The 12591-nt window shown below is 66.0% G+C and carries 14 protein-coding genes; all 14 read left to right on the forward strand.

The features are described 5' to 3' along the window. Window positions 1-71: 71 nt before the first annotated feature. The 14 genes from E3U26_RS10955 to E3U26_RS11020 all read left to right on the forward strand — a co-directional run bounded on the left by E3U26_RS10955 (window position 72) and on the right by E3U26_RS11020 (window position 12588). Window positions 72-470 (forward strand): DUF5333 domain-containing protein, encoded by a 399-nt coding sequence (locus tag E3U26_RS10955; RefSeq protein ID WP_072460972.1) that lies wholly within the window; start codon window positions 72-74, stop codon window positions 468-470. An 8-nt stretch (window positions 471-478) separates the two neighbouring features. Continuing rightward, window positions 479-619: a hypothetical protein gene (locus E3U26_RS10960; protein WP_157034059.1), complete on the forward strand. Its 141-nt coding sequence runs from the start codon at window positions 479-481 to the stop codon at window positions 617-619. A gap of 130 nt (window positions 620-749) precedes the next feature. Then, entirely contained in the window at window positions 750-2768 is a 2019-nt protein-coding gene (nuoG, locus tag E3U26_RS10965) for an NADH-quinone oxidoreductase subunit G (protein WP_499104839.1), read from the forward strand. Window positions 2769-2773: 5 nt separating this feature from the next. Continuing rightward, window positions 2774-3541: a YNQ4 family lipoprotein gene (locus tag E3U26_RS10970; protein WP_036751444.1), complete on the forward strand. Its 768-nt coding sequence runs from the start codon at window positions 2774-2776 to the stop codon at window positions 3539-3541. Between the two features lie 18 nt (window positions 3542-3559). Next, window positions 3560-4597 (forward strand): NADH-quinone oxidoreductase subunit NuoH, encoded by a 1038-nt coding sequence (gene nuoH / locus E3U26_RS10975; protein WP_036751391.1) that lies wholly within the window; start codon window positions 3560-3562, stop codon window positions 4595-4597. Between the two features lie 3 nt (window positions 4598-4600). Then, complete coding sequence (locus tag E3U26_RS10980) at window positions 4601-4783, forward strand: hypothetical protein (protein WP_499104840.1); 183 nt, start codon at window positions 4601-4603, stop codon at window positions 4781-4783. Then, a complete protein-coding gene (gene nuoI, locus E3U26_RS10985) occupies window positions 4783-5274 on the forward strand; it encodes an NADH-quinone oxidoreductase subunit NuoI (protein ID WP_011748524.1) in 492 nt (163 codons plus the stop codon). Before E3U26_RS10980 ends, nuoI begins: the two co-directional genes overlap by 1 nt. Further along, window positions 5271-5675: a carboxymuconolactone decarboxylase family protein gene (locus tag E3U26_RS10990; RefSeq protein ID WP_072460970.1), complete on the forward strand. Its 405-nt coding sequence runs from the start codon at window positions 5271-5273 to the stop codon at window positions 5673-5675. Before nuoI ends, E3U26_RS10990 begins: the two co-directional genes overlap by 4 nt. Further along, complete coding sequence (locus tag E3U26_RS10995) at window positions 5672-6274, forward strand: NADH-quinone oxidoreductase subunit J (RefSeq protein WP_036751385.1); 603 nt, start codon at window positions 5672-5674, stop codon at window positions 6272-6274. The genes E3U26_RS10990 and E3U26_RS10995 overlap by 4 nt, the downstream gene beginning before the upstream one ends. A 99-nt stretch (window positions 6275-6373) precedes the next feature. Then, window positions 6374-6679: an NADH-quinone oxidoreductase subunit NuoK gene (nuoK, locus tag E3U26_RS11000; protein ID WP_010392916.1), complete on the forward strand. Its 306-nt coding sequence runs from the start codon at window positions 6374-6376 to the stop codon at window positions 6677-6679. A gap of 6 nt (window positions 6680-6685) precedes the next feature. Continuing rightward, complete coding sequence (gene nuoL, locus E3U26_RS11005; protein ID WP_036751383.1) at window positions 6686-8785, forward strand: NADH-quinone oxidoreductase subunit L; 2100 nt, start codon at window positions 6686-6688, stop codon at window positions 8783-8785. Between the two features lies 1 nt (window position 8786). Beyond that, window positions 8787-10328 carry an NADH-quinone oxidoreductase subunit M gene (locus tag E3U26_RS11010; protein ID WP_036751381.1) on the forward strand — a complete coding sequence of 514 codons (1542 nt, stop codon included), beginning with the start codon at window positions 8787-8789 and terminating at the stop codon, window positions 10326-10328. 9 nt (window positions 10329-10337) lie between these two features. Further along, window positions 10338-11837, forward strand: a complete 1500-nt coding sequence (gene nuoN / locus E3U26_RS11015) for an NADH-quinone oxidoreductase subunit NuoN (protein ID WP_114534816.1) — start codon at window positions 10338-10340, stop codon at window positions 11835-11837. Continuing rightward, entirely contained in the window at window positions 11830-12588 is a 759-nt protein-coding gene (locus E3U26_RS11020; protein ID WP_499104843.1) for a biotin--[acetyl-CoA-carboxylase] ligase, read from the forward strand. The genes nuoN and E3U26_RS11020 overlap by 8 nt, the downstream gene beginning before the upstream one ends. Window positions 12589-12591: the final 3 nt, after the last annotated feature.

Here is a 12591-nt window from a genome sequence, read left to right on the forward strand (position 1 = left end):
CACGGCTTGGTGCCGAACCTTCGGGGCGGCCGCATGTTATGGCAAAAGGCCATGACAAGGAGGCTATTGCCATGAAGCTGATCCCCGCCGTTCTGATCGCCGCGACGCTTGCCACACCCGCAGCCGCGCTGGAGCCGCTGGCCCAGGAGAAATACATCAACGACCGGCTGATCGCCGCGCGCATCGCCGACCGCATCCGCCGCACCTGCCCCAGCATCGACGGCCGCATCCTTTATGCCTATGGCGAGGCGCGCAAGCTCAAGCGCTATGCCGAGACCAAGGGCTATTCCCGCGCGCAGATCGACGCCTTCCTGGACAGCAAGGCGGACAAGGCGCGCATCTATGCCGTGGCCGAGGACTATCTGGCCCGCCAGGGCGCCAAGGCAGAAGACCCCGAGAGCTTTTGCCGCGTCGGCCGGCAGGAGATCGCGCGCAATACCGTAATCGGCAGCCTTTTGGTGGCGAAATGAAGACGTGGATGAACCGGATCGGCATCGCCCTGATGGCGGCGGCAGCGGCGGCGATGATCGCCGCCGACGGCTTTGCCGCCGAGCGCGCGCCGCATCCGGGGCAGGATGGCGCCCGCGCGACCGTTCCCGTGCAGGAGGCGCAGCCATGACGCCGGGACGGATGGGATCGACAGGGCCACAGCAAACCGGGCCAGCCTTCGGCCAGCATTTACATCGCGCAAAACCTGCCGGAGATCGTTCCGGCGCGGTTTCCGGGCGCGAGGGATAAGGGAAGACAAGATGGCGGATCTTCGCAAGATCAAGATCGACGACGTGATTATCGAGGTCGATCCCAACATGACCCTGATCCAGGCCTGCGAACTGGCCGGGATCGAGGTGCCGCGTTTCTGCTATCACGAGCGGCTGTCGATCGCCGGCAACTGTCGCATGTGCCTGGTCGAAGTGGTGGGCGGCCCGCCCAAGCCCGCCGCCTCCTGCGCCATGCAGGTCAAGGACTTGCGCCCCGGTCCCGAGGGCGCGCCCTCGGAGATCCGCACCAACAGCCCCATGGTCAAGAAGGCCCGCGAGGGGGTGATGGAGTTCCTGCTGATCAACCATCCCCTGGACTGCCCGATCTGCGACCAGGGCGGCGAATGCGACCTGCAGGACCAGGCCATGGCCTATGGCGTGGATTTCAGCCGCTACCGCGAGCCGAAGCGCGCCTCCGAGGACCTGAACCTCGGCCCGCTGGTCGAGACGCATATGACGCGCTGCATCTCCTGCACCCGCTGTGTGCGCTTCACCACCGAGGTCGCCGGCATCACCCAGATGGGCCAGACCGGCCGCGGCGAGGACAGCGAGATCACCAGCTATCTGAACCAGACGCTGGAATCGAACATGCAGGGCAATATCATCGACCTGTGCCCGGTCGGCGCGCTGGTCTCCAAACCCTATGCCTTCACCGCCCGGCCCTGGGAGCTGACCAAGACCGAATCCATCGACGTGATGGATGCGCTGGGGTCCAGCATCCGCGTCGACACCAAGGGCCGCGAGGTCATGCGCATCCTGCCGCGCAACCATGACGGCGTGAACGAGGAGTGGATCAGCGACAAGACCCGCTTCGTCTGGGACGGGCTGCGCCGCCAGCGCCTCGACCGGCCCTATATCCGCGAGAACGGCCGCCTGCGCCCGGCCAGCTGGCCCGAGGCGCTAGAGGCCGCCGCCCAGGCGATGAAGGGCAAGAAAGTGGCGGGGCTGATCGGCGACCTGGTCCCGGCCGAAGCCGCCTTCAGCCTCAAGCAGCTGGTCGAGGGGCTGGGCGGTCGCGTCGAATGCCGCACCGACGGCGCCCGGCTGCCCATCGGCAACCGCTCGGCCTATGTCGGCACGGCGCGGATCGAGGACATCGACCATGCCAAGCGCATCCTGCTGATCGGGACCAACCCGCGCGACGAGGCGCCGGTGCTGAACGCCCGCATCCGCAAGGCCTGGGCGCATGGCGCGCAGGTGGCGCTGATCGGCGAGCCGGCGGACCTGACCTATGACTACCACCATTTCGGCAACGACCGCGCTGCGCTGGCCAAGCTGGCGGACGAGGACCTGTCGAACAAGGACGGCACCCCCGGCATCGTCATCGTCGGCCAGGGCGCCCTGCGCGAGGCGGATGGCGAGGCGGTGCTGGCCCATGCCATGCGCATCTGCGAGCGCGGCGACAGCAAGCTTCTGGTGCTGCACACCGCCGCCGGCCGCGTCGGCGCGATGGACGTCGGCGCCGTGACCGAGGGCGGGCTGCTGGCCGCCATCGAAGGGGCCGAGGTGATCTACAACCTCGGCGCGGACGAGGTGGACATCGCTGCCGGGCCGCTGGTGATCTATCAGGGCAGCCATGGCGACCGCGGCGCGCATCGCGCCGACATCATCCTGCCCGGCGCCTGCTATACCGAGGAAAGCGGGCTGTTCGTGAACACCGAAGGCCGGCCGCAGCTGGCCATGCGGGCCAATTTCGCGCCGGGCGAGGGCAAAGAGAACTGGGCGATCCTGCGCGCGCTTTCGGCCGAACTGGGCAAGACCCAGCCCTGGGACAGCCTGGCTGGGCTGCGCCGCAAGCTGGTCGAGGCCGTGCCGCATCTGGCGCAGATCGACCAGGTGCCGCAGAACGAATGGCAGCCGCTCGACCGCTTTGACCTGGGGCAGGCGAGCTTCCGCTATGCGGTCAAGGATTTCTACCTGACCAACCCCATCGCCCGCTCATCGCCGCTGATGGGCGAGCTTTCGGCCATGGCCGCGGCCCGCAGGGCCCCGGCGCTGGCGGCGGAGTGAGCGCGATGCGGGTCCGTCTTGCCCTGCTGGCCGCGACCGGCGCCCTGGCGCTGCTGGCCGGCTGCGGCGCGACCAAGGACGCGCGCCCGCAGCCCAAGCCGGCCGAGCTGGGCGTCGCGGTGCTGCAAAGCGACGCAGGCGCCCCAGACAAGAAGGTGCTGACCAGGGGCCGGATCTCGACCAAGTCGGGCGAGATCCTGATCCTGGAGCCCGACGGCTCGGTCAGCGAAATGGCGCTGGACAGCCCCGAGGGCCGCGACGCCTTTGCCGTGACCGAGGCCGACCTGATGGCGCTGAACGCGAATCTGGACCTGGACCTGTCGGGCCTGCCGGACATGGCGCCGGTGCGCAAGCGCGAGCCCACGGCCCAGGAAAAGGCGCTGGCCGAATTCGCGGCGCGCACGCGGCCGCTGCGGCTGAACCTGCCCACCAGTTTCGAGGCCGATCCGCGGGATTTCCAGGGGGCGCAGGTCGCCTCGCTGGCCGGTTCGCGCAAGGGCACGGACAGCCTGGTGGAAGTGACGGCAAACCTGCGCGGCGGGGTGGACGCCGACACCGCCTTCGCCTATGCCACATGCGCGCTGGCCAGCTGGGCCGATGCGAAAGGGGCGCCCTATGCCCGCCACATCCGCACGCTTCGCGACAAGCGGGGCGGGAAGATGGTCGTCGGCTCGGTCTTCACGCTTTCCGAAAGAAAACCGATGGGCCTGACGGTGATGACAACGAAACAGACCTTGCAGGAATGCAAGGCACGCGGCATTCCCGCGGCGTGATGAGAGGGACGAAAGATCATGGCTGAATTCTGGGCCTCGCCCTACGGTTTCGCACTCAGCCTGCTCTTGCAGGGTCTGGCGGTCATCGCCTTCGTCATGGGCTCGCTGATCTTCATGGTCTATGGCGACCGCAAGATCTGGGCGGCGGTGCAGATGCGCCGCGGCCCGAACGTGGTCGGTCCCTGGGGCCTGTTGCAGACCTTTGCCGACGCGCTGAAATATATCGTCAAGGAAATCGTCGTCCCGGCCGGCGCCGACAAGTTCGTCTATTTCCTGGCGCCCTTCCTGTCGATGATGCTGGCGCTGTTCGCCTTCGTCGTCATCCCCTTCGACGAGGGCTGGGTGATGGCGAACATCAACGTGGGCATCCTGTTCATCTTTGCCGCCTCCTCGCTGGAAGTCTACGGCGTCATCATGGGCGGCTGGGCCTCGAACTCGAAATACCCGTTCCTCGCCTCGCTGCGTTCGGCGGCGCAGATGATCTCCTACGAGGTGTCGCTGGGCTTGATCATCATCGGGGTCATCATCTCGACCGGCTCGATGAACCTGACCGCCATCGTCGAGGCGCAGCGCGGCGATTATGGCCTGCTGAACTGGTACTGGCTGCCGCACCTGCCGATGGTGGTGCTGTTCTTCGTCTCGGCCCTGGCCGAGTGCAACCGCCCGCCCTTCGACCTGGTCGAGGCGGAATCCGAACTGGTCGCGGGCTTCATGACCGAATATTCGTCCACGCCCTACCTGCTGTTCATGGCGGGCGAATATATCGCCATGTATCTGATGTGCGCGCTCTTGTCGCTGCTGTTCTTCGGCGGCTGGCTGTCGCCGGTGCCGTTCATCGCCGACGGCTGGTGGTGGATGGTCATCAAGATGTGGTTCTGGTTCTACATGTTCGCCATGGTCAAGGCGATCGTGCCCCGCTATCGCTACGACCAGCTGATGCGGATCGGCTGGAAGGTGTTCCTGCCCCTGTCGCTGGGCTGGGTGGTGCTGGTGGCGATCCTGGCGCGCTACGAAGTGCTGGGCAGCTTTTGGGCCCGCTTCACGGTCGGAGGATAAGCCATGTATTCCAACAAGCTAGCCGAGGCATTTGCCAAAGCCAGTGAGACCGACAAGGTGGAGCTGGCGCATTTCCTCGCCAACAATCTGGACAGTGCGGAACAAGCGCGGGACAGCGCCCGCATCCGCGACTATATCGCCGCGTTCGACCGTTTCGCGGCGCCGCGGGAAGGGGAGCAGTTCTGATGGCCTTCGATTTCGCCCGTGCCACCAAGTATTTCCTGATGTGGGATTTCATCAAGGGCTTCGGCCTGGGAATGCGCTATTTCGTCTCGCCCAAGCCGACGCTGAACTATCCCCACGAAAAGGGCCCGCTGTCGCCGCGCTTCCGCGGCGAACACGCGCTGCGCCGCTATCCCAACGGCGAGGAACGCTGCATCGCCTGCAAGCTGTGCGAGGCGGTCTGCCCGGCCCAGGCCATCACCATCGACGCCGAACCGCGCGAGGACGGCTCGCGCCGCACCACGCGCTACGACATCGACATGACCAAGTGCATCTATTGCGGCTTCTGCCAGGAAGCCTGCCCGGTCGATGCCATCGTCGAGGGGCCGAACTTCGAATACGCGACCGAAACCCGCGAGGAACTGTTCTACGACAAGCAGAAGCTGCTTGCGAACGGCGAACGCTGGGAGGCCGAGATCGCCCGCAACCTGCAGCTGGACGCGCCCTACCGATGACCGATGCCTTCACCAAGCTTTTCGCACAGATGATGACCTCGGGGCAGGAGATGGCGCGCGCCTTCAACCCGGCGCTCGAGCATTTCGACATGCGCGCCATGGAAAAGCTGGTGCCGACGATTCCCGCCGACATGCTGGAAATGTGGTTCGGCAAGACCTTCAACCGCGAGGGGCTGGACGCCAAGACGCGCCTGCTTCTCACCATCGGCGCGATCACCGTCCAGGGCGCGCTGGCCGAGCCGCAGCTGCGCATGACCGTGCGCCAGGCGCTGGCGGCCGGCGCCACCAAACGCGAGATCGCCGAGACGATCTTTCAGATGAGCATGTTCGGCGGGCTGCCCGCGATGCAGAAGGCGCTGGAAATCGCCCAGAGCGTCTATGCCGAGGAGGACGAGGAATGATGACCTTCGCTTTCTACCTGTTCGCGATCAGCGCCTGCGTCGCGGGCTTCATGGTCGTGATCGGACGCAACCCGGTGCATTCGGTGCTGTGGCTGATCCTGGCCTTCCTGTCCGCGGCGGGGCTGTTCGTGCTGCAGGGCGCGGAATTCGTCGCCATGCTGCTGGTCGTGGTCTATGTCGGCGCGGTGGCGGTGCTGTTCCTGTTCGTCGTCATGATGCTGGACGTGGATTTCGCCGAGCTGAAGGGCGAGCTTGCGCGCTACCTGCCGCTGGCGCTGGTGATCGGCGTCGTGCTGCTGGCGCAGCTGGGCATCGCCTTTTCGGGCTGGACGCCCTCGGACCAGGCGGAAAGCCTGCGCGCCGCGCCGGTGGACTCGGCGGTCGAGAACACCTTCGGCCTGGGCCTGGTGCTGTATGACCGCTATGTGCTGATGTTCCAGCTGGCCGGGCTGGTGCTGCTGGTGGCGATGATCGGGGCGATCGTGCTGACCATGCGCCACCGCAAGGACGTCAAGCGCCAGAACGTGCTGGAGCAGATGTGGCGCGACCCGGCCAAGACGATGGAGCTGAAGGACGTCAAGCCGGGGCAGGGGCTTTGAACGCGGCAAGTCGAACCGCGACAGCCATCGGGATCGCTGCTGCGGTCCCAGTAGCAAACGGATATTTCAACGGGTGAACGACCCGGAGGGACCAGGACGATGATCGGATTGACTCATTATCTTGTTGTGGGGGCGATATTGTTCGTCACCGGCATTTTCGGGATCTTCGTGAACCGAAAGAACGTCATCGTCATCCTGATGTCGATCGAGCTGATGCTCCTGGCGGTGAACATCAACTTCGTCGCCTTCTCGACCCATCTGGGCGACCTGGCCGGGCAGGTCTTCACCATGTTCGTGCTGACCGTCGCCGCCGCCGAGGCCGCCATCGGTCTGGCGATCCTGGTGGTCTTCTTCCGCAACCGCGGCACCATCGCGGTGGAAGACGTCAACGTGATGAAGGGATAAGCGAGCATGGAAAAATTCGTCCTCTTCGCGCCGCTCATCGCGTCGCTGATCGCCGGGCTGGGCTGGCGCGCGATCGGCGAGAAGGCCGCGCAATACCTGACCACGGGCGTGCTGTTCCTCAGCTGCCTGATCAGCTGGTATCTGTTCTTGTCCTTCGACGGCGTGCCGCGGCACATCCCGGTGCTGGACTGGGTCGTGACCGGCGACTTCCATGCCGAATGGGCCATCCGCATGGACCGGCTGACCGCGATCATGCTGATCGTGGTGACGACGGTCTCGGCGCTCGTCCACATGTATTCGCTGGGCTACATGGCCCATGACGACAACTGGACGCATGACGAGCATTACAAGGCGCGCTTCTTCGCCTATCTCTCGTTCTTCACCTTCGCCATGCTGATGCTGGTGACGGCGGACAACCTGCTGCAGATGTTCTTCGGCTGGGAGGGCGTGGGCGTCGCCTCCTACCTGCTGATCGGCTTCTACTACAAGAAGGCCAGCGCCAATGCCGCGGCGATGAAGGCGTTCATCGTCAACCGCGTCGGCGACTTTGGCTTCCTGCTGGGCATCTTCGGCCTTTACTGGCTGACCGGCTCGGTCCAGTTCGACGAGATCTTCCGCCAGGTGCCCCAGCTTGCGCAGACCGACATGCATTTCCTGTGGCGCGACTGGAACGCGGCGAACCTGCTGGGTTTCCTGCTGTTCGTCGGCGCCATGGGCAAGTCGGCGCAGCTTCTGCTGCACACCTGGCTGCCGGACGCGATGGAAGGCCCGACCCCGGTTTCGGCGCTGATCCACGCCGCGACCATGGTCACGGCGGGCGTGTTCCTGGTCTGCCGCATGTCGCCGCTTTACGAATTCGCGCCGGACGCCAAGAACTTCATCGTCATCATCGGCGCCACCACCGCCTTCTTCGCCGCGACCGTGGGCCTGGTGCAGAACGACATCAAGCGCGTTATCGCCTATTCGACCTGCTCGCAGCTGGGCTACATGTTCGTGGCGGCGGGCGTCGGCGTCTATTCGGCGGCGATGTTCCACCTGCTGACCCACGCCTTCTTCAAAGCCATGCTGTTCCTGGGCGCGGGCTCGGTGATCCATGCCATGCACCATGAACAGGACATGCGGAACTATGGCGCGCTGCGCAAAAAGATCCCGCTGACCTTCTGGGCGATGATGATCGGCACCTTCGCCATCACCGGCGTCGGCATCCCGCTGACCCATCTGGGCTTCGCCGGCTTCCTGTCCAAGGACGCGATCATCGAAAGCGCCTATGCGGGCAGCGGCTATGCCTTCTGGCTTCTGGTCATCGCGGCCTGCTTTACCAGCTTCTATAGCTGGCGGCTGATCTTCCTGACCTTCTACGGCAAGCCGCGCGGCGACCATCATGCCCATGACCATGCGCATGAAAGCCCGCCGGTCATGACCATCCCGCTGGGCGTGCTGGCCGTGGGCGCGGTCTTTGCCGGCATGGTCTGGTATGGTCCCTTCTTCGGCGACCACCACAAGGTCACGGAATATTTCCACATCGCCGGCGCGCAGCATGAGGCCGCCGAGGGCGAGGAGGCCGCGGAACACGCGACTACCGAGGCCCCCGCTGCCGATACGGCCGCCGAGGGCGAGCCCGCCGCCGAGGCCGCCCATGCCGAGGTTGCCGCTCCGGTCGGCGGTGCGATCTACATGCATCCCGACAACCACATCATGGACGAGGCGCATCATGCGCCGGCCTGGGTCAAGGTCTCGCCCTTCATCGCCATGGTTCTGGGGCTGATCACCGCCTGGACCTTCTATATCGCCAACCCGTCGCTGCCCAAGCGGCTGGCGGCGCAGCAGCCGGCGCTGTATCAGTTCCTGCTCAACAAATGGTATTTCGACGAGATCTACGACTTCATCTTCGTCCGGCCGGCGAAATGGCTTGGCCGCGTGCTGTGGAAGGGCGGCGACGGCGCCGTCATCGACGGCACCATCAACGGGGTGGCCATGGGGTTGATCCCGCGGCTGACCCGCGCGGCGGTCCGGGTGCAATCGGGCTATCTGTTCCACTACGCCTTCGCGATGGTTCTGGGCATCGTGGGCTTGCTGATCTGGGTGATGATGCGGGGCGCGCACTGACATGACGAACCTTCTTTCCATCATCACCTTCCTGCCGATCGTCGCCGCCATCATCATGGCGCTGTTCCTGCGCGGCCAGGACGAGGCCGCGGCGCGCAACGCCAAGTGGCTGGCGCTGCTGACCACGACGGCGACCTTCGTGATCTCGCTTTTCGTGCTGTTCCGCTTCGACCCGGCGAACACCGGCTTCCAGTTCGTCGAGGATCACGCCTGGATCATGGGCCTGCGCTACAAGATGGGCGTGGACGGGATCTCGGTGCTGTTCGTGCTGCTGACCACCTTCATGATGCCGCTGACCATCCTTTCGACCTGGCAGGTCGAGGACAAGGTCAAGGAATACATGATCGCCTTCCTGGTGCTGGAAGGGCTGATGATCGGCGTCTTCACCGCGCTCGACCTGGTGCTGTTCTACCTGTTCTTCGAGGCGGGGCTGATCCCGATGTTCCTGATCATCGGCATCTGGGGCGGCAAGGACCGCATCTACGCGTCCTTCAAGTTCTTCCTCTACACCTTCCTCGGCTCGGTGCTGATGCTGGTCGCGATGATCGCCATGTATCGCATGGCGGGCACCACCGACATCCCGACGCTGCTGACCTTCGACTTCCCGTCGGACAACTTCCGCCTGCTGGGCATGACGGTGGTCGGCGGCATGCAGATGCTGCTGTTCCTGGCCTTCTTTGCCAGCTTCGCGGTCAAGATGCCGATGTGGCCGGTCCATACCTGGCTGCCCGACGCGCACGTGCAGGCGCCGACCGCCGGCTCGGTCCTGCTGGCCGCGGTGCTGCTGAAGATGGGCGGCTACGGCTTCCTGCGCTTCAGCCTGCCGATGTTCCCGGTCGCCAGCGGCGTGGCCCAGCCCTATGTCTTCTGGCTGTCGGCCATCGCCATCGTCTACACCTCGCTGGTGGCGCTGGCGCAGTCGGACATGAAGAAGGTCATCGCCTATTCCTCGGTCGCCCACATGGGCTACGTGACCATGGGCGTCTTTGCCGCGAACCAGATCGGCGTCGACGGCGCGATCTTCCAGATGCTGTCGCACGGCTTCATCTCGGGCGCGCTGTTCCTTTGCGTCGGCGTGATCTACGACCGCATGCACACGCGGGAAATCGACGCCTATGGCGGGCTGGTGAACCGGATGCCGGCCTATGCGGCGGTGTTCATGTTCTTCACCATGGCGAACGTGGGCCTGCCCGGCACCTCGGGTTTCGTGGGCGAGTTCCTGACGCTGATGGGTGTCTTCCGGGTCGATACCTGGGTGGCGCTGGTCGCGACCTCGGGGGTGATCCTGTCGGCGGCCTATGCGCTCTGGCTTTATCGCCGGGTGACGCTGGGCCAGCTGATCAAGGAAAGCCTCAAGTCGATCACCGACATGACCCCGCGCGAGCGCTGGGTGTTCATTCCGCTGATCGCGATGACGCTGATCCTGGGCGTCTATCCGCGGTTCGTCACCGACGTGACCGGCCCGGCGGTCGCAGCGCTCGTCCAAGACTACAACCAGAGCCAGCCGGCGGCACCCGTCGCCACGGCCCAAGCCAGCCACTAGGGGACGGACATGACCTCGCTCGATTTCTCGACCATTCTGCCCGAGGTGGTGCTGGCCGGCTACGCCCTTGCCGCCCTGATGGCGGGGGCCTATCTCGGCAAGGACAGGCTGGCCCGGACGCTGCTTTGGGTCACGGTCGCGGCCTTCCTGCTTGTCGCGGCGATGGTGGGCCTGGGCAGCCATGCCGACGGCACCGCCTTCCACGGCATGTTCATCGACGACGGCTTCTCGCGCTTTGCCAAGGTGGTGACGCTGGTCGCCGCCGCCGCCGTGCTGGCGATGAGCGCCGATTACATGCAGCGCCGCAACATGCTGCGCTTCGAGTTCCCGATCATCGTGGCGCTGGCGGTGCTGGGCATGATGTTCATGGTCTCGGCAGGCGACCTGCTGACGCTCTACATGGGGCTGGAGCTGCAATCGCTGGCGCTTTACGTCGTCGCCGCCATGCGCCGCGACTCGGTGCGCTCGTCCGAGGCGGGGCTGAAGTATTTCGTCCTCGGCTCGCTTTCCTCGGGCCTGCTGCTCTATGGCGCCTCGCTGGTCTACGGCTTTGCCGGCACCACCGGGTTCGAGGGCATCGTCTCGACCATCCAGGGCGGGCATCTGTCCCTGGGCGTGCTGTTCGGGCTGGTGTTCATGCTGGTCGGCCTGAGCTTCAAGGTCTCGGCCGTGCCCTTCCACATGTGGACGCCCGATGTCTACGAGGGTTCGCCCACGCCGGTGACGGCCTTCTTCGCCACCGCGCCCAAGGTCGCGGCCATGGCGCTGATCGCGCGGCTGGTCTTCGACGCCTTCGGCCATGTCATCGGCGACTGGAGCCAGATCGTCGCGGCGCTGGCGGTGATGTCGATGTTCCTGGGCTCGATCGCCGGGATCGGCCAGACCAACATCAAGCGGCTGATGGCCTATTCCTCGATCGCGCATATGGGCTTTGCCCTGGTCGGCCTGGCCGCCGGCACCGCCATCGGCGTGCAGACCATGCTGCTCTACATGACCATCTATGCGGTGATGAACATCGGCACCTTCGCCTTCATCCTGTCGATGGAGCGTGACGGCGTGCCAGTCACCGACCTCGCTTCGCTGAACCGGTTCGCCTGGACCGATCCGGTCAAGGCGCTGGCCATGCTGGTGCTGATGTTCAGCTTGGCGGGCGTGCCCCCGACGCTGGGCTTCTTTGCCAAGTTCGGCGTGCTGACGGCGGCGGTCGATGCCGGCATGGGCTGGCTGGCGGTGCTGGGCGTCATCGCCTCGGTCATCGGCGCCTTCTATTACCTGCGCATCGTCTATTACATGTATTTCGGCGGCGAATCCGAGGGGATGAGTTCGCGCATGGGCGCGGTGCAATACCTGGCGCTGATGCTGCCGGCCCTGGCCATGCTGGTGGGCGCGATCAGCATGTTCGGCGTCGATGCCGCCGCCGGCCGTGCCGCCGAGACCCTGGTCGGCCCGGTCGCCGCTGTCGAACAGCCCGCCGAGACCCTGCAAGCCGAGCCCGCGCAAGGTGAGTGACGCCTGGCCCGAGGGCGTGGCTCGCCATGTGCTGGCCCGCACCGACAGCACCAATGCCGAGGCGCTGAAGCTGGCGCCCGGCCTTTCCGGTCCCGCCTGGGTGCTGGCCCGCGAGCAATTCGCGGGCCGTGGCCGTCGCGGGCGCGAATGGGTCATGCCGGCGGGGAATTTCGCCGGCACGCTGGTCCTGCGCCCGCAGGGCGGGCCGATGGCGGCGGCGCAGCTGTCCTTCGTCGCGGCGCTGGCGCTTTACGATGCGCTTGGCCTGGCCTGCGGGCCGGCCGCGCGGCTGGCGATCAAGTGGCCCAACGACGTGCTGCTGAACGGCGGCAAGGTGGCGGGCATCCTGCTGGAAAGCTCGGGCTCGGGTCCGGGGGTGCAGGCGGTGGCGGTGGGCATCGGCGTCAACCTGGCGGCGGCGCCCGATGCCGGCGCGGTCGAACTCGGCGCGACCCCGCCGGTTTCCGTGCAGGGCGAGACCGGCCACGCCGTCGATCCCGAGGAATTCCTGGACCTGCTGGCCCCGGCCTTCGCGCGCTGGCAGGCGCAGCTGGACGCCTATGGCTTCGCCCCGATCCGCAACGCCTGGCTGGCCCGCGCCGCCCGGCTGGGCGAGCCGATCATCGCCCGCACCGGCGCGACCGAAAGCCGCGGCATCTTCGAGGGCATCGACGACAGCGGCGCGCTGGTCCTGCGCGGTCCGGCGGGGCGGCAGGTCATCCCCGCCGCCGAAGTCTATTTCGGAGGCTGATCG

This window comes from Paracoccus ferrooxidans (assembly GCF_029909815.1).
GTDB lineage: Bacteria > Pseudomonadota > Alphaproteobacteria > Rhodobacterales > Rhodobacteraceae > Paracoccus > Paracoccus versutus.

Bases quoted from the DNA above. Each gene is read 5' to 3' on its own strand.
- nuoK (WP_010392916.1), top strand. From the start codon at position 6,374: ATGATCGGATTGACTCATTATCTTGTTGTGGGGGCGATATTGTTCGTC.
- E3U26_RS10970 (WP_036751444.1), top strand. From the start codon at position 2,774: ATGCGGGTCCGTCTTGCCCTGCTGGCCGCGACCGGCGCCCTGGCGCTG.
- nuoH (WP_036751391.1), top strand. From the start codon at position 3,560: ATGGCTGAATTCTGGGCCTCGCCCTACGGTTTCGCACTCAGCCTGCTC.
- E3U26_RS10980 (WP_499104840.1), top strand. From the start codon at position 4,601: ATGTATTCCAACAAGCTAGCCGAGGCATTTGCCAAAGCCAGTGAGACC.
- nuoN (WP_114534816.1), top strand. From the start codon at position 10,338: ATGACCTCGCTCGATTTCTCGACCATTCTGCCCGAGGTGGTGCTGGCC.
- nuoL (WP_036751383.1), top strand. From the start codon at position 6,686: ATGGAAAAATTCGTCCTCTTCGCGCCGCTCATCGCGTCGCTGATCGCC.
- E3U26_RS10960 (WP_157034059.1), top strand. From the start codon at position 479: ATGAACCGGATCGGCATCGCCCTGATGGCGGCGGCAGCGGCGGCGATG.
- E3U26_RS10990 (WP_072460970.1), top strand. From the start codon at position 5,271: ATGACCGATGCCTTCACCAAGCTTTTCGCACAGATGATGACCTCGGGG.
- E3U26_RS11010 (WP_036751381.1), top strand. From the start codon at position 8,787: ATGACGAACCTTCTTTCCATCATCACCTTCCTGCCGATCGTCGCCGCC.
- E3U26_RS10955 (WP_072460972.1), top strand. From the start codon at position 72: ATGAAGCTGATCCCCGCCGTTCTGATCGCCGCGACGCTTGCCACACCC.
- nuoG (WP_499104839.1), top strand. From the start codon at position 750: ATGGCGGATCTTCGCAAGATCAAGATCGACGACGTGATTATCGAGGTC.
- nuoI (WP_011748524.1), top strand. From the start codon at position 4,783: ATGGCCTTCGATTTCGCCCGTGCCACCAAGTATTTCCTGATGTGGGAT.
- E3U26_RS10995 (WP_036751385.1), top strand. From the start codon at position 5,672: ATGATGACCTTCGCTTTCTACCTGTTCGCGATCAGCGCCTGCGTCGCG.